Source organism: Azotosporobacter soli (assembly GCF_030542965.1).
GTDB lineage: Bacteria > Bacillota > Negativicutes > SG130 > SG130 > Azotosporobacter > Azotosporobacter soli.
Genome location: NZ_JAUAOA010000005.1, coordinates 36,985 through 53,320, shown reverse-complemented (window position 1 = coordinate 53,320; position 16,336 = coordinate 36,985). Strand labels below are relative to the sequence as shown.

At 46.6% G+C, this 16,336-nt stretch carries 20 protein-coding genes; all 20 read right to left on the bottom strand.

The window, feature by feature from the left end; translation table 11 throughout:
- Positions 1-99: 99 nt before the first annotated feature.
- Positions 100-1,431, bottom strand: a complete 1,332-nt coding sequence (locus tag QTL79_RS06730) for a pyrimidine-nucleoside phosphorylase (RefSeq protein ID WP_346354194.1) — start codon at positions 1,429-1,431, stop codon at positions 100-102.
- 134 nt (positions 1,432-1,565) lie between these two features.
- Complete coding sequence (gene xerD, locus QTL79_RS06725; protein ID WP_428845467.1) at positions 1,566-2,459, bottom strand: site-specific tyrosine recombinase XerD; 894 nt, start codon at positions 2,457-2,459, stop codon at positions 1,566-1,568.
- Positions 2,460-2,607: 148 nt separating this feature from the next.
- Positions 2,608-3,141, bottom strand: a complete 534-nt coding sequence (locus QTL79_RS06720; RefSeq protein WP_346354193.1) for an NUDIX domain-containing protein — start codon at positions 3,139-3,141, stop codon at positions 2,608-2,610.
- Positions 3,138-3,812: a hypothetical protein gene (locus QTL79_RS06715; RefSeq protein WP_346354192.1), complete on the bottom strand. Its 675-nt coding sequence runs from the start codon at positions 3,810-3,812 to the stop codon at positions 3,138-3,140. Before QTL79_RS06715 ends, QTL79_RS06720 begins: the two co-directional genes overlap by 4 nt.
- A 72-nt stretch (positions 3,813-3,884) precedes the next feature.
- Positions 3,885-4,655 (bottom strand): sporulation transcription factor Spo0A, encoded by a 771-nt coding sequence (gene spo0A, locus QTL79_RS06710; protein WP_346354191.1) that lies wholly within the window; start codon positions 4,653-4,655, stop codon positions 3,885-3,887.
- A 185-nt stretch (positions 4,656-4,840) separates the two neighbouring features.
- The gene (gene recN, locus QTL79_RS06705) at positions 4,841-6,523 is read right to left on the bottom strand and encodes a DNA repair protein RecN (RefSeq protein ID WP_346354307.1); all 1,683 of its coding nucleotides are present in this window, start codon (positions 6,521-6,523) and stop codon (positions 4,841-4,843) included.
- Between the two features lie 6 nt (positions 6,524-6,529).
- The gene (gene argR, locus QTL79_RS06700; protein WP_346354190.1) at positions 6,530-6,985 is read right to left on the bottom strand and encodes an arginine repressor; all 456 of its coding nucleotides are present in this window, start codon (positions 6,983-6,985) and stop codon (positions 6,530-6,532) included.
- Between the two features lie 38 nt (positions 6,986-7,023).
- Positions 7,024-7,896 carry an NAD(+)/NADH kinase gene (locus tag QTL79_RS06695; RefSeq protein ID WP_346354189.1) on the bottom strand — a complete coding sequence of 291 codons (873 nt, stop codon included), beginning with the start codon at positions 7,894-7,896 and terminating at the stop codon, positions 7,024-7,026.
- 16 nt (positions 7,897-7,912) lie between these two features.
- A complete protein-coding gene (locus tag QTL79_RS06690) occupies positions 7,913-8,725 on the bottom strand; it encodes a TlyA family RNA methyltransferase (RefSeq protein WP_346354188.1) in 813 nt (270 codons plus the stop codon).
- Positions 8,726-10,618: a 1-deoxy-D-xylulose-5-phosphate synthase gene (dxs, locus tag QTL79_RS06685; protein WP_346354187.1), complete on the bottom strand. Its 1,893-nt coding sequence runs from the start codon at positions 10,616-10,618 to the stop codon at positions 8,726-8,728.
- Between the two features lie 58 nt (positions 10,619-10,676).
- Positions 10,677-11,561 carry a polyprenyl synthetase family protein gene (locus QTL79_RS06680; protein WP_346354186.1) on the bottom strand — a complete coding sequence of 295 codons (885 nt, stop codon included), beginning with the start codon at positions 11,559-11,561 and terminating at the stop codon, positions 10,677-10,679.
- Between the two features lie 5 nt (positions 11,562-11,566).
- Positions 11,567-11,812, bottom strand: coding sequence for an exodeoxyribonuclease VII small subunit (gene xseB / locus QTL79_RS06675; RefSeq protein ID WP_346354185.1), 246 nt, complete (start codon positions 11,810-11,812; stop codon positions 11,567-11,569).
- A 4-nt stretch (positions 11,813-11,816) separates the two neighbouring features.
- Positions 11,817-13,016: an exodeoxyribonuclease VII large subunit gene (gene xseA, locus QTL79_RS06670; RefSeq protein ID WP_346354184.1), complete on the bottom strand. Its 1,200-nt coding sequence runs from the start codon at positions 13,014-13,016 to the stop codon at positions 11,817-11,819.
- 130 nt (positions 13,017-13,146) lie between these two features.
- Positions 13,147-13,569, bottom strand: coding sequence for a transcription antitermination factor NusB (gene nusB / locus QTL79_RS06665; RefSeq protein WP_346354183.1), 423 nt, complete (start codon positions 13,567-13,569; stop codon positions 13,147-13,149).
- Between the two features lie 24 nt (positions 13,570-13,593).
- Positions 13,594-13,818 (bottom strand): DUF2273 domain-containing protein, encoded by a 225-nt coding sequence (locus tag QTL79_RS06660; protein WP_346354182.1) that lies wholly within the window; start codon positions 13,816-13,818, stop codon positions 13,594-13,596.
- A 19-nt stretch (positions 13,819-13,837) separates the two neighbouring features.
- A complete protein-coding gene (gene amaP, locus QTL79_RS06655) occupies positions 13,838-14,377 on the bottom strand; it encodes an alkaline shock response membrane anchor protein AmaP (RefSeq protein ID WP_346354181.1) in 540 nt (179 codons plus the stop codon).
- Positions 14,378-14,394: 17 nt separating this feature from the next.
- A complete protein-coding gene (locus QTL79_RS06650; RefSeq protein ID WP_346354180.1) occupies positions 14,395-14,796 on the bottom strand; it encodes an Asp23/Gls24 family envelope stress response protein in 402 nt (133 codons plus the stop codon).
- A gap of 117 nt (positions 14,797-14,913) precedes the next feature.
- Positions 14,914-15,471: an elongation factor P gene (efp, locus tag QTL79_RS06645; RefSeq protein WP_346354179.1), complete on the bottom strand. Its 558-nt coding sequence runs from the start codon at positions 15,469-15,471 to the stop codon at positions 14,914-14,916.
- Positions 15,472-15,585: 114 nt separating this feature from the next.
- Positions 15,586-16,050, bottom strand: coding sequence for a type II 3-dehydroquinate dehydratase (gene aroQ / locus QTL79_RS06640; RefSeq protein ID WP_346354178.1), 465 nt, complete (start codon positions 16,048-16,050; stop codon positions 15,586-15,588).
- Positions 16,051-16,098: 48 nt separating this feature from the next.
- A complete protein-coding gene (locus QTL79_RS06635; protein WP_346354177.1) occupies positions 16,099-16,335 on the bottom strand; it encodes a DUF4911 domain-containing protein in 237 nt (78 codons plus the stop codon).
- Position 16,336: the final 1 nt, after the last annotated feature.

Here is a 16,336-nt window from a genome sequence, read left to right as displayed (position 1 = left end):
TCACAGCAAAAAAAAATGCTTTGTGACAAAAACAATAAAGGCTGTTGTAAATAAGCGAGTAATCGCCTATTCGCTAACAGCCTTCAAAGATGAAATGAATCAAGCAACAGGTGTAAAACCGTTTTGATCTACGATGCCTAAAATCAGCTTTGTTTTCGGTACGGCCGTTTCAGCGATCTTGATTGCGTCGATGATCAGCTGTTTGGCACTGGCAACCTTATCCTGTTTGTTGGCGTAGATTGTAGCCAAAATTTGCCCTGCGTTGACCGCGTCGCCGATGCGGCAATGCAACATGATGCCGGCAGCCAGGTCGATTTCCTGCCCTTTGAATTCCCGACCAGCGCCAAGCGTCATTGCGCTATACCCCAGTTGGGCGGCATGAACAGACTGGATGTATCCGGACTGTTCTGCCAGTACGTCGATGCATTGAGCGGCCTGAGGCAACAGGTTGCGCTTTTCGATCAATGCAGCATTGCCCCCTTGGTTTGTGATGAATTCGCGAAATTTATTCAAGCCCGCGCCGCTGTCCAGCAACGTCGTGATTTTTGTCGTAGCCTCATCGAGATTGGCTGCTTTCTGTCCCATCAACAGCATCATAGCGGACAGATAAATGCAAACTTCGCGCAGCGACGACGAGCCTTTGCCAGACAAGATATCGATCGCCTCTTCAACTTCAAGGCTGTTGCCGATGGCCAGTCCCAACGGTTCTTCCATACTGCTAATAATGGCGCGGGTTTCTCTTCCGACCAGTTTTCCTATATTCACCATCGTTTCAGCTAACGCAATCGCATCGGGCAAATCTTTCATGAAAGCGCCGTTGCCTACTTTAACGTCGAGTAGGATTTTATCTGCACCAGAAGCAATTTTCTTGCTCATAATGGAAGATGCAATCAACGGAATGCTGGCTACAGTGCTTGTTACATCGCGTAACGCATAAATCTTGCCATCTGCCGGCGCGATATCGTTACTCTGCCCGATAATTGCAATGCCGTGCTGGCAAAGAGCGTCGACAAATTCCTGCTGCGCCAATCGAGAAATAAGACCGGGTATTGCATCCAACTTATCAATTGTACCGCCGGTGAACCCCAAACCACGCCCTGACATCTTCGCAACTGGAACACCTGCTGCAGCAACTAGCGGTGCAACGACCAACGTCGTTGTATCGGCAACGCCGCCGGTACTGTGCTTATCAACTTTGATTCCCGGAACCATTGTCAAATCAACCATTGTACCGGAGCTGGCCATTGCTAGCGTCATCGTTGCAATTTCCTGCGGCGTCATTCCTTTGAAATAAACAGCCATTAACCAAGCGGACATTTGATAATCGGGTATCTCCCCTGCCGTATAATCCTGAACGATAAATTGGATTTCAGCGTCGCTTAAAGCAAGACCTTCTTTTTTTTTCTCGATCAGGTCTACCATTCTTAACATACATACACCTCTTCAATAAAATAGAAAGCGCTCTGAAACCGCTTTCATTTTCACGTAATAAAAACAACGCAAATGCGTTGTTTTTAAGGCAAAGAAGCTTGTCAGCTCCCCCTTACCTTGGTTGGTAACATCATTCAAGCACGCGGATGTGCTTTGTCATACACTTCTTTTAATCGGTTCTTGGTGACATGGGTATAAATTTGCGTCGTAGAAATGTCGGCATGCCCGAGCATTTCTTGTACGGAGCGCAAATCAGCGCCATTTTCCAAGAGATGAGTGGCAAATGAGTGACGCAATGTGTGCGGCGTAATATCCTTAGTAATGTTGGCCTCTTGGGCATATTTTTTTATGATTTTCCAAAAACCCTGTCGGGTTAAACGATTACCATGGTGATTGACGAACAATGCTAGCTCATCATAAGTACGAACTAATTTAGGACGTCCTTTAGTTATGTATTCTTGTACGCATTTTGCGGCGATCGAGCCTAATGGAACAACTCGCTCTTTCGAACCGCGTCCATAACACTTAATATAGCCCATATCTAAATTAATATCTGCTGAATTCAATGAAATCAATTCAGACACACGAATACCCGTTGCATATAAAAGTTCTAGCATCGCTTTATCGCGGATGCCGCCCGGCATAAAGTTGTTCGGTTGCTTCAAAAGTTCTTCCACTTCACCAACCGTCAGAATTTTAGGTAGTTTTTTCTCAAGCTTCGGTGATTCAAGATTTGCGGCAGGGTCTTTCTCCAGATACCTTTGACGTACAAGATATTGATAAAAAGATTTAATGGCCGCTAAATTTCGCGATATTGTAGAAACAGCGCGACCTTTTGCTTGGAGAGTGTTTAGATAGTTTAATATGATATTACGGCTGGAGTCCCTGAGCAATTCCAAGTTGCTGTTTTTCAAGTAGACATGAAACTGTTGTAAATCGCGACCATACGATTCCAGGGTATTCTGTGCTAACCCGCGTTCGACCGCAAGGTAGTGAATAAATTCCTCGACATAATTTGCCATCATCATCACCCTCTTCACGTAATTCCGGTCACTGCGTCACACCACTTTTAGTCTATTATTCCACATAATATTGATTTTCCCTTTATTTAAAGCAAAGAAAAAAGTTTTTTTTGATTTTTCCGTAAACTGCATCGGTCTTGTGCTATTTAGTGGTCTATATAGCCAACATTAAGGCGGTAATCGTCTTCGCATCGGTTATTTCCCCGGCTGTGATCATTTGTTTCAGCTCTGTCGGAGAATATGACTCTACTTGTAAAAACTCATCCTCATCCGGCACTGCATCACATGCGATAAGATTTTCTGCTCGATAGAGATGGATAACTTCATCGCTGAAACCCGGTGTCGTGTGAATTGAAGCGAGACGGCAAAGGCGGCCGGGACGAAAGCCGGTTTCTTCGGCCAACTCACGTTTGGCGCAATCCTCTGGCTGTTCACCCGGATCGAGCTTTCCGGCAGGGATTTCGAGCAATTCGCAACCGGTAGGGTAACGAAACTGGCGAACCATCAGGACATCGCCGTTTTCTGTGAAGGGAACAACGGCAACCGCTCCGGGATGTTTGATAAATTCACGCGTTGCTTGGCGACCGTTCGGCAACGTGACCGTATCACAGTACACGTCAAGCAGCGCCCCTTTAAATACGGAGCTGGATGAAACAAGCGTTTCTGTCAGTGAAATGGATTTTTTCATCCTTGCGCCTCCTGTTCCAGCCAAGGGTATTTCGTATAGGGCGTTAGCTCAAGGATGGAATATTTTTCCGATGGCCATGTTCCGCTTAGCCAATGCGGTACGATAACGTTGGCGATCGGCCGCTTCGCAAGTAATGCGACTTGTTCTAGTAGCGTTAGCCCCTCTTCGATCTGCGTAACAGTCGTTTCTATTCCCAGGTTGCTGTTACAAACGAACCCGGTGATGGATAACTTTGACAGACGCTCTATGGTGTGCATAACGTCGAGAATCCCCTCTACCGTACTAGTGAAAGGGCGAAAGGTATTTACCACCATCAAGCATTGGTAGCCGGCGTTTTCGATTGCACTGCAATATTGAGCCAATACGATTGAGGCTTCATTGCCGCCGACGTCGATAACCAAATGAGTATTAGGCTCAGCCAAAAGTTTCGGTAGCGATTGTGGCATGATCGGTAGGTCACTGGCGGCGAGATGTGACGGCGGCGCTGATAAAAGGATGTCTTTTGCCTGGAATAATTGTTGATTTTCCCGCGTTCGGAAAATCGGCTTGACTAAATCTAAATCAACGACGGCTACGTGCTCTACTTGTTTGCGAAGTTCCATCGCATAATTGATTGTCAGTTCGGTTTTTCCACTGCCGAATTCACCGACAAAAATATTGACTCGTTTCATATCGCACCTCGCTATATCTTCATTTTCAGAGATAGTGCAAAACACCTGCAGCAGCAGGTGTTTTGCGAATGATTAACCACGCATTTCCATGCGCAATTTATCGGCTATCATAGCCATAAATTCTGAATTGGTTGGTTTCCCTTTTTCAATCTTAGCACTGTAGCCAAACAATTTATGAATCATTTCTATATTCCCTCGATTCCAGGCAACTTCGATAGCATGACGAATCGCTCGTTCTACGCGACTCGGCGTTGTCAAATATTTTTCCGCAATCATAGGATATAAGACCTTAGTAACAGCACCCAGAAGTTCCGGTTCGTTGATGATCATCATAATGGCATCACGCAGATACTGATACCCTTTGATATGTGCAGGAATACCAATCTCACGGATTATGTTGGTCACCTCAACATCTAAAGGGCGGGCTTTGATTGCCTGCGCCACTACTGGACGTTGTGCTGTAATCGATGTTGCCAATTGACGAATGCGGCTAGCAAGCACGTCCATATTAAACGGTTTTAAAATATAGTAATCGGCGCCTAATTCTACAACACGCTGGGTAATGCTTTCTTGTCCAAAAGCAGTAAGCATGATGATTTTCGGTCGCTTTACGTTTAGGCCGTTAATTCGCTCGAGTACGCCAATGCCGTCGAGATGTGGCATGATGATATCCAGGATTACTACATCGGGTTTTTTTTCTTCGATGATGGTCACGATTTCCTCACCGTTATAAGCGGTACCGACTAATTCAATGTCTGATTGCTGTAACAGATACTCTTGAATAATGCCTACGAATTCGCGATTATCATCAGCGATAGCTATTTTTATTGTTTCCCGTATCACGTATAATCCCTCTCCCTGCAAGCTTGCCGTACCCTTGCCGGAGCCGATTTTTCAGGCTGCGGCGGGAGGCAAATGCGTGTGATTCTTCATTTTGATAATTTTCATAATATTACTATAGCAAAAACTGAATCTTTTTACAAGATGGCTAATAATGTAAACCATTAATAACTTTCGCTAAGCAAAAACTATTTTTTAGCGGCTGCTGACGCTAACATCTGACGAGCATGTTGCAAAACGGAGGACGTATCGGCATGGCCGCTGCTCATCCTAGCTAGTTCAACCACTTGTTCTTCCGCTGATAGAATTCTGATGATGCTTAGCGTTTGAGTGGCTGATTGCTGTTTTTCAATATAAATATGCCGATCGGCAGCTGATGCAATCTGAGGTAAATGTGTAATGCAAAGGATCTGTTTATTGCGCGACAGATTTAAGATTTTATCAGAAACCATTTGTGCTGTCTTACCGCCAATACCGGTATCGATTTCGTCAAACACCATGCAAGGTGCATCCGTTACGCCGGCCATGGATTTAATGGCTAACGCGATACGGGACAGTTCGCCGCCCGAGGCAATCTTGTGCAATGGTTTTGCCGCTTCGCCGGGATTGGCGGTGAAAAGTAAACTGACGTCGTCCGTACCCTGCGGTCCTAGCGTAGCTTTGTTTTCAAAATTTACTTCGAATAATGCATGTGGTAATCCAAGATCCGCTAAATGTCGTTTGATACCAGCAACCAATCCTTGACTGGCTTTTTCACGCTGCAAATGCAGTTTGCTGGCCAAAAGGGAAAGTTCTTTAGCCAATTCTTCACTTTTTTCCTGCAACGCGGCAATTCGTTCATCCTGGTTAGCCAACGATTCTAACTCACGCAATGCATTTGCGTAAAATTCCTGAATTTCTTCGATGCTGTTGCCGTACTTGCGTTTAAGTTTATGGATGAGATCGAGGCGATCTTGGATTTCGGCAAGGCGTGAAGGATCGAATTCGACATCTTCACAATAGCTGCGCAATTCGTGACAATGTTCTTCTAAGAGAAAAAAAACTTCCGTTATTCCTTGGTGGCAGGAGGCGAGTTGGCGATCATAGCGCGTCACCGTTTCCAGTTCTCGTCGAACCTCAGACAGCAAGCCCAGCACACCGCCCTTTTCGCCATCTTGCATAATCGAATATGCTTTTTGGCTACTGTTGACAATTTTTTCAACATTGGCGACTTTGAGCATTTCCTCGTCCAATGCTTCATCTTCATTTGCCAAGAGCTGAGCAGCGCCAATCTCCTGCGTTTGCCATTTCAGGATATCGAGGCGTTGTTCGCGGTCTCTGCTTTGTTGAAGTAAGTCCGACAACTCCTGGCCAAGTTGATGCCATTGTTGGTAATTTTTCTGATACTGCTGTAAAACATCTTGTGAAGGCAATAAGCTATCGATCAGAGGCAGGTAGGTGTTTTGTCTCAATAACGCCTGATTTTCATGTTGTCCGTGCATATCAAGCAGGTATTCGCTCAATTGACGCAGTTGAGCGAGTGGAATTTGAAAGCCGTTGAGCTGGATTGTATTTTTACCATGACGGCTGATTCGACGTGTAATCAAAAGACTGCCGTCTTCTTCTAAATCGATAGCCATTTCTTGCAGCAAACTGCAAATAGGCGCTTGCTGACCAATGTCAAAAACAGCTTCTACACGCAGTGCATCACAGCCAGATCGGATTAGATCTGCAGAAGCCCTCTCACCCAATGCCACGCCAAGCGCTTCCATGAAGATGGATTTACCGGCGCCGGTTTCGCCGGTAATAATATTAAGTTGTTCGGAAAATTCGATGCAAGCATACTCAATCAGAGCGAAATTACTAATGACTAAAGAACGTAACATTTGCATCACCCACTATCCGCGCAAAAGTGATTGGAATTTTTGAATCAACTGCGGGACGGCACTCATAGGCTTTACGACTACGAGTATATTGTCATCCCCGGCAATCGTGCCTATGATTTCCGTCCATTTGGCATAGTCAATTGTTGAAGCAACCGCATTGGCGGCACCTGGCAGAGTTTTAATGACTATAAGATTTTCACTGGAGTCGATGCTCGTGACGGCATCACGAAAGATTCTCTCCATACGAGCCTGAGAAAACAAGATGTTTTGCTCAATGGGAAAGGCGTAACGATATCGACCATCGCCGGTTGGCACTTTAATCAACATCAACTCTTTAATATCGCGCGATACGGTAGCTTGGGTGATTTCGATGCCTTCCTTACGGAGCGCTTCAGCAAGCTCTTCTTGGGTCTCTATAATGCCGTGATCGATAATGTCTTTGATCTTAGAATGGCGTAATCCCTTCATCCTTAACACGTTCCTTCCTCTATGCGTTTGACGCTGAATCAAAAATCGGCATCTCGCTCGCCGCACCACAGTTTGCTTCTTACCGTATGATAATAACTTTTCTCACCAAGTTGGATAAATGAGGCCACGTGAGCGCTTTTACGAATCAAAATGGTGTCTGTATCGGCTAAGGGCATGGTGACCTGGCCATCAACTGTTGCAACCATATCTTGTTGACCAGAGACCAACTGAACTTCAATGACTGCGCTGTCTGGTACAATCAAAGAGCGCGCCATGCCGCTGTGCGGACAGATTGGCGTCAACTGAATTAGCGGCAACGCTGGATGAATAACTGGACCGCCAGCCGAAAAGGCATAAGCGGTTGAACCGGTAGCCGTTCCGACAATCAAGCCGTCTGCGACATAATTAGCCGCGAATGCGCCGTCGATAAAGACTTTGAGGCGTGCAATCCGGGCAGCACCGTTTTTGGTAACGACAATATCATTAAGCGCGTTAGATAAAAAACAACAACTGTCTCCTATACCGGACACAGACATGTCGAGCATCGTCCGTGTCCCGATCTCATAGTCTCCGTTTGCCAGACGCTCCGCAGCCCAAGTTAGGTCAGTGGTTTCAATTTCCGTTAAGAAGCCTAGGCGTCCTAAGTTTACGCCGCAGACAGGAACTCCGTAAGGAGAAAGCTTACGCGTTGCACTTAAAAGAGTACCGTCGCCTCCAAGAGTAATCGCAAAATTAATCGCCGGCCAGAACTCCGCTTCAGGAATACCTAATTCCGGTCGATTTACTTTTTCCGCTACACTGAGCGGCAAGCATACCCGATGGTTACGTTCGCTGAAAAATGAAGCTAACCAATCAATAATATCCGTTATATTTCTCTTTTTGGGATTTGGCAGAAGTCCTATCATAACCATCGCATATAATTCTCCCCTACAATGTGCCATGGGCAGCGTTCACTACCGCCTTTATTTCTTGCTCAGATCCTTCAAGTAAAATGTCTTGATCAGAAGTCTCTTTCTTCCAATACGCCAAATATTCGATATTTCCTTCTGGTCCTTTAATCGGAGAATATGAAATCCCCATCAATTGCAGGCCCAATAGTTTTGCATTGGCCAAAACATTGCTAATGACTTCGATATGGACAGCAGGATCACGTACGACGCCCTTCTTCCCCACCTTTTCCCGACCGGCTTCAAACTGAGGCTTGATCAGCGCGACTAAGCCAGCAGAAGGTTTCATGAGGCGAAAAACAGCAGGCATGACAATATTCAATGAAATGAACGCCACGTCAATCGAAATAAAATCCGCTAACTCAGGCATTTCTTCCGGTTGAACATGGCGGATATTGGTGCGCTCCATGCATACGACGCGAGGATCCGTTCTAAGCGACCAGGCCAACTGGCCATAACCGACATCAATGGCATAAACACGCTTTGCGTTGTGTTGCAGTGCGCAATCGGTGAATCCACCGGTCGAAGCGCCGACGTCGAACATTACGATGTCCGTCAAATCGAGGGAAAAAGCGTCCAATGCCTTTTCTAATTTCAGTCCACCGCGGCTTACATAGTTGATCTCATCGCGTAACACCTGTATGTCGGCAGTAACGTCAACCAGCATTCCGGCCTTATCGGCCATACGTCCGGCGACGCGTACCTTGCCTGCCATGATATAGGCTTTCGCTTTTTCGCGACTGGGCACAAGATTTTTTTCATGCAGTAATACGTCTAAGCGTTTTTTTTCCATTCATCCACCATTTTCACTGTTCTTTTTTTCATATAAATATTGTGCGGACTCGGCGAGTCCCTTCGCGGTGAGACGATAGCGTTCCATTAGTTGAGGGCGTTTGCCGTGTTCAACAAACGTGTCCGGAAAACCGAGAAGTTTGACATGCGGCGAAGGGCCGGACTGTTTGGAGAAAAACTCCAATACGCCGGAGCCAAATCCGCCGGCGATAACCTGGTCTTCAACCGTAATAATCAGCTTGGTCTTCTCGGCGATTTTCATCAATAGCACTTCGTCGAACGGCTTGATAAAGCGGGCATTCACAACACCAGCTCGGATACCGTGTGACCAGAGTATTTCGCTGGCGGCGCGTGCAGGCTCCACCATTGCTCCAGTAGCCAGAAACGTTACATCTTCCCCGTTCTTGATCTCTTCCCATTTGCCAAACGGCAGCAGCTCGGGCACACCGGTCGTATCAACGCCCAGTCCACCGCCACGAGGATATCGGATGCTAACCGGACAACGGTATTGCAGCGCGCTGAATAACATATGGCGCAGTTCATTTTCATCTTTAGGCGCCATGATGACCATATTGGGAATATGCCGCAGATAACTGTAGTCAAACACACCGTGATGAGTCGGACCGTCATCGCCGACGATGCCAGCGCGATCGAGAGCAATAATCACGGGTGCGTTTTGTAAACACACATCATGTAGGATTTGATCATAGGCTCGTTGACCAAAGGTTGAATAGAGTGCGACAACAGGCAGCAAGCCATTTGCGGCCATACCGGCAGCCAACGTGACCGCATGTTGCTCGGCAATGCCGACATCAAAAAAACGCGCTGGAAAGTGTTTTGAAAATGCTTTTAGACCTGTTCCTTCCGGCATTGCTGCAGTGATGGCGACGATGTTTTCATCTTTTGCGGCCAGCTCAACGATTGTTTCGCCGAAAACTTTCGTATAACTTGGTTTATCACTGCTTTTGATGATTTCGCCCGAATCGACGCAAAACGGCCCTACGCCGTGGAATTTGTCGGCATTGCATTCTGCCGGCGTGTAGCCTTTGCCTTTGCAGGTGATGACATGAACCAAGACAGGTTCATTGAGACGTTTGGCTTTTTCTAATACCTCTTCCAATACGGGCAAATCATGTCCGTCAATCGGACCAAGATATGTAAAGCCTAATTCTTCAAAAAGCATGCCCGGAACAAGAAGATAACGAACACTATCTTTCAATCGCTCCACTGTTCGCAAGACGCTATCGCCGATAGCGGGAATCCTTTTAAGCAGAAATTCGATATCGCGTTTGACCTTTGCATAAGAAGGCGCTGTGCGCATTTTAGCCAAATATTCAGCAATGGCACCGACATTTTTGGCAATGGACATTTCGTTGTCATTTAAAATGACCGTCATTGGCGTACGTGTGTGTCCGGCATGATTTAACGCTTCATAAGCCTGTCCACCGGTCAAAGAGCCGTCGCCGATAATAGCAACGACATGCCCCTGTTCCTTTTTTAAGTCACGCGCCAAAGCCATGCCCAGCGCCGCAGAAATCGAAGTGCTGGAGTGACCGGTGGCAAAAGCGTCATGTTCACTTTCTTGAGGTTTGGGAAAGCCGCTGATGCCATCAAGTTGACGCAACGTATGGAATTTTTCGCGGCGTCCTGTCAAAATCTTGTGCACATAAGCCTGGTGACCGACATCCCAAATCAGCTTATCGGTCGGGCTATTGAAAGCGCGGTGCAGCGCGACTGTCAATTCAACCACGCCGAGACTCGGGGCCAGATGTCCGCCGGTTTGCGATACGGTTTCCACTAAAAAGTCACGTATTTCCTGGCATAACAGAGGCAACTGCGCTTCACTCAGGCGCAGGAGATCTTGAGGTCTGTTTATTTGATTTAATAAATTCAAAACCGTTTCCCTTCTTTCAGAAAACAATAATAATTATCATTATAACATATAATTTTTCCTAGTGATTACGCGACAAAAGCTGACGAACCAATTCACGCAAAACATCTGCCGATTCGCCGAAGATAGCAAGGCTTTCAACAGCACTGTCGATAGCGTTTTTAGCATGTTGCCTGGCTTCGGTCAGGGAAAATAGGGTTGCATAGGTCGATTTCATATTTTTCACATCGCTGCCGACTGGTTTGCCGATGTTTTCCTGCGTACCCGTCACGTCAAGGATGTCGTCGGTGATCTGAAACGCGAGTCCGAGATTTTCGGCGTATTCGGTCAGAGCTTTAAGTTGTAAGTCGGTTGCATCGGCCAACAGTGCACCGCTTCGGATAGCGGCGCAAAATAATGCACCGGTCTTGCCGCGGTGCATTTCCTGTAAAGTGGCGAGATCGGCCTGCTTTTGTTCAAACAGAATATCAATAACTTGTCCACCGATCATGCCTTTGCTTCCGGCGGCTTGTGCAATTTCACCGCTGACGCGCAGAAGAACTTCAGGTGCGACTTGCGGTTGTTTTGCAATCAGTTCGAATGCGCCGGTAAGCAGTGCGTCACCGGCTAGTATGGCTATCGATTCGCCATACACTTTGTGGTTTGTCGGTTTGCCACGGCGGAAATCATCATTATCCATCGCGGGCAAGTCATCATGAATTAACGAGTAGGTATGAATCATTTCAAGCGCACAGGCGCACGGCAAAAAAATCCGTCCGTCCGTCCCAACGGCTTCTGCCGCAGCCATCAATAAAATCGGACGTAGGCGTTTGCCGCCGGCAAACAGACTATAATCCATCGATTGGTTCAAGATTTCAGCCAAAGAAGGAGCATGTATTTGCGCCAAAAATTCTCGCATAGCATTTTCAATGAGTACCTTGCGTCCTTGACAATAATTTACAAGCATTCGCTTCACTCCTTGTCCGTCAATGGCAGTTGAATTTCTTTAAGCAGACCGTCGTGTTCTTTAACGATTTTCACCATCTGTTCTTCCACTGCGTTAAGTTTTTCCAAACAGGTTTGCGACAATGAAATACCCTGCGCATATAGTGACAAAGCTTCTTCCATTTTAAGATCTCCGGCTTCCATTTTGGCTACTAATGCTTCTAATTCTTCCATTGATGCTTCAAAATCGATTTCTTTGCGCTTTCGTGCCACTTCTTTATTCCTCGCTTCCGTTTACGACAATCAAATTCAAATGACCGTCAAATAGTCGAGCCTGGATCTTTTCCTGCGACGCAACGTCACGCCAAGAGCGGACAATGCGCCGCTCTCTGGTTTCCAATAAGCTATAGCCGCGTGAAAGCACTTGCAGAGGATTCAACGCAGCCAGTTTTTCACTGTTGATCTGCCAGCGATGATATTGCTGAAGCTGATATCTTTTTATTTCATTATGTAATCGGTTTTGCATTAAATCAAGCTGTTGCTGATGAACTTGAAGCATCTGCGACGGTCGTTGCAATGCTTTGGCGGCTAAAAGCTGTAAAAGGCGCTGTCTTTTCCCCGCCAGCTGTTTTTTCATGCTGCGTGCAAGTTCTTGCTGAAGTTGGCTTAGATGCTTAACGAGGAACGTAAGTTCCGGGAACGTGAGTTCGCATGCCTGGGATGGTGTTGCTGCTCTTACATCGGCAACAAAGTCAGCTATCGTATAGTCCGTCTCGTGTCCGACTGCAGAAACAGTAACCATATTGCAGGAAGCGATGCGGCGAACAAGTGTTTCGTTGTTAAAGGCGTTCAGTTCTTCCAGTGAGCCTCCGCCGCGCCCGATGATAACAACATCCACTGCCGGATGTGCATTAAAATAATCAATACCTCGGATAATATCCGCTACTGCCGACTCCCCTTGCACCTGCGCAGGAAAAATCGTGATCGGAATCGATGGATTACGCTGCCGGGCCACTTTTAACATATCCTGGAGCGCCGCGCTGGTCGGCGAGGTGATAATACCGACATGGCGAGGATAATATGGAAGTTCTTTCTTATTCCTCTGCTCAAATAACCCTTCTGCATGGAGCTTGGCCTTAAGCTGTTCATAAGCCAGGCTGAGCTCACCCACGCCTTCAGGGCGAAGCTGGTCGACGTAGAGCTGATATTGGCCGTCTCTTTCAAATACTGTCACACGGCCATTAGCCAACACTTTCATCCCATCACGCGGGGCAAAACGCAGCGATGCGGCACTACTGCGGAACATGACTGAACGAAGCACGGCGCCACTGTCTTTTAATGTAAAATAGCAGTGGCCGGAACTATGGCGTTTAAAGTTTGATATTTCGCCGCGCAACCAAATCTGCGTCAACTGTGGATCATAGTCCATAATTTGCTTAAGATAGCGGGACAACTCACTGATCGTTAAAATGTGCATCTTAGCCCCCTATAGGTTCGGTTTTAAGACAAAAAAACCAGACAAACGTCTGGCTGGCGAGACGCAGCCTCTCAGCGCCGAGTGTCTGGTTTCTTGCAACGCTTCGAGTGTCATTCCAATCGCAAGTCCTTTATATGGGATTGGCAGGCGTGTTTGCTTTGAGCAACGCGCCCAGAATGCCGTTGATAAAACGACTTGATTCGTCAGTACCAAATGCTTTAGCCAATTCTACAGCTTCATTGATAATGATGCCGACCGCCAAATGTTCGGCATCGAACCTCATTTCATAAACGGCAATTCGAGCGATATTACGATCGACGCCGGGCATACGCTCGATTTTCCAATCGGTTGCCACACTTGAAATTAAACCGTCCACCGACGCTTGCTGCTCCAAGACGCCTTGAATCAAGTGCAGAGCATGCTTCTGCACCTTGTCAGATGGTCCGCCTTCTTCAGAGCATAAGAGCTCTAATGCGATTTCAGCATCTATTTTTTGAAAGTCTAACTGAAACAAGACTTGTAGCGCAAGTTCTCTGGCCCTTCTTCGACTCATGTATTATAAACCTCTTTCTTACGCTCACCGGCGATAGCCTGGCGGCAATAGTTTTTCTATGATTTCCACAATAGTTTCCCGTTCATCAATGCGTTTGCCGACTACATAACCAAGAATCGTACAAGTCATTACAAAAAGGGTGTTAAAAAAACCAAACAAAATTACAAAAACACCGATGAGACAGCCCAGGCCGCCGCCTAAGAGTTTTCCGCTGTGATGTTGCCATAATGCGGTCCAAAATTTCTCCATGGTTTCACCTCAGTTCCAGCTACTCAACCCGTTGTTTTGATTTGAATTCATTCGATATGTTTTCGACGAGAATTTGTATGTCCGCTAAATCGATTCCGACAGTGTTTTGGATATAATCGTGGATTCGTTTTTGCATGTCGCCAGTAACGCTTGGTACATTGCTTTCCGGACTTACTACAGCTTTCAAGCGAACTTTTAGTGCTTGGCCGTCATGCTGGACATAGACTTTTACTCCACGCACGCCACGAGTATGGCGTGCGGTTCGTTCGACAAGATTTTTGATGGCAGCCAGTGAAATATGAACGTCCCCCATGTCGAGATGATGCACGATGGTTTCGCCATCCTGCGTAGAACGCATGCCTGCGACCAAGAGGCGAATGCTGACTAGAAAAAACACGGCAGCAATGAGTGCCGCTTGCCAATGCCCGGCAATTTGCACAACCCACCCAGCAACCAACTCCGTCGATAACAATTGGAACGAGAGCAGGATGATCCCCAACGAAGCAACTGACAACAATAACGTATAAATCGTCAATATTACACGGTCTAATAGTCTCATTTGCGCTCCCTTCCGCACTAACGTACGCGAATGTCTTCTTCTTTATTCTCCGGACTGAACCCGACACCCTGGACGTGGACGTTAATTTCTATTACGTCGAGCCCCGTCATCGATTCGACGGCCCGTTTGACATTTTCCTGAACGTGCAAAGCAATATCCGGGATTTTCACGCCATATTCCACAATGATATACAAGTCAACGGCCGCTTCACGTTCGCCGACCTCAACTTTAACGCCTTTTGCCAAGTTCTTTTTTCCCAGCATTTCGGCAATGCCACCGACTAAACCTGCACTCATGCCCGCTACGCCGGTAATTTCCGTTGCTGCCATTCCCGCGACAATTGCAACCACTTCATCAGCGATCCGTATCGTGCCGGTATCGTTTTGTTCGGTTCGTTCAAAACGTTCTCGTTTTTCCAAGGGAAAGATCCCTCCTCCGGTGCTCTAATGCTAACTATATTATTATAGCAAAGTTTGCTTATTTTCACAAACAAAAGACTCCCTGTCGGTACAAGGTGACAGGGAGTCCAGTATTTGTTAAGCGCGTTCGAGATAATCGCCGCTACGGGTATCGATGCGCAGCACATCGCCAACGTTAATGAACAACGGGACACGAACAACGCAACCTGTTTCCATCTTGGCCGGTTTTGTACCGCCCGTTGCGGTATCACCGCGGATGCCGGGATCCGTTTCAACTACAGCCAGCTCTACCGCGAAGGGCAGATCGACGCCGATGATCGTGCCTTGAAAAAACATAATGCCGATATCCATGTTCTCTTTAAGGTATTTAGGCGCATCGCCTAATTGATCTGCTGCAACTGCGATTTGTTCGAAATTTTCATTATCCATGAAGTTAAATTCGCCATCGCTTTCATACAGGAACTGCATTTCACGTCGTTCAATATGAGCACGAGCCAACTTTTCTCCTGGATTGAACGTTCTTTCGACAACAGCGCCTGAACGAACGTTTTTCATTTTAGTGCGGACGAAGGCAGCACCTTTACCCGGCTTAACATGTTGAAAGTCAACAACTTGCCAAACGTTCCCATCAATTTCAATCGTAATGCCGGTCCGAAAATCACTAGTTGAAATCATACTATACCCTCCAAATATTTTTGTAATCATAATTCAATCAAATACTGCCGGATCAAATTAGTTGAGATCGGCATTACCATTTATAGCGTCTGGAATGATTTTTAGCATTCCAGCCTATGGTTTCGGTTTTTCCTGCTCCAGTAGGCGAACCATAGCCTCTAAGGCTAACAAATAACCGTCGCCCCCAAAACCGCAAATCTGTCCGGCCACAACCGAGGAAATCACGGAATGATGACGGAATTCTTCGCGTTTATAGATATTAGATAAGTGAATCTCAATTGCCGGCAGCGGCACAGAAGCGAGTGCATCGCGGATTGCGATACTATAATGCGTGTAAGCCGCCGCGTTAATGATGATCCCATGATAACTCGGATGTGCTTGCTGAATAGCACTGACAATCTCGCCTTCCAAATTGGATTGCAAACAATCCACCTGAAGACCTCGTTGCGCTGCTGCTTCTTTAATCCGCTGATTAATGTCATCAAGCGTAGCCGAGCCATAAATTGCCGGTTCGCGTCGCCCCAGCATATTCAGATTGGGTCCATGAATCACGAGGAGACGAATATTCTCACTCAGCATCAACTCACAACCTTATCTTAAAAATCGCACGTAGCCATTCTATCATACTTATTCTCGTTTGCCTAGAGCTGCTACGATGCTATCCGACAAGAAACGCAGAGGAATTTTCAAAGTGCTTAGCAATTCCTGCGTTTCCAGGCGCGTATCGCTTGTACAGCGGATGCGCAAAATTCCGGCTTGGCGGTCAAGCGTTGTTACCATGCCAAGATATTCATAGCCTTCCATAATGCGGTTCAAATAATTGATGTTGCGTGGTTCAACTTGGACGTATAAATCAGCATTCATG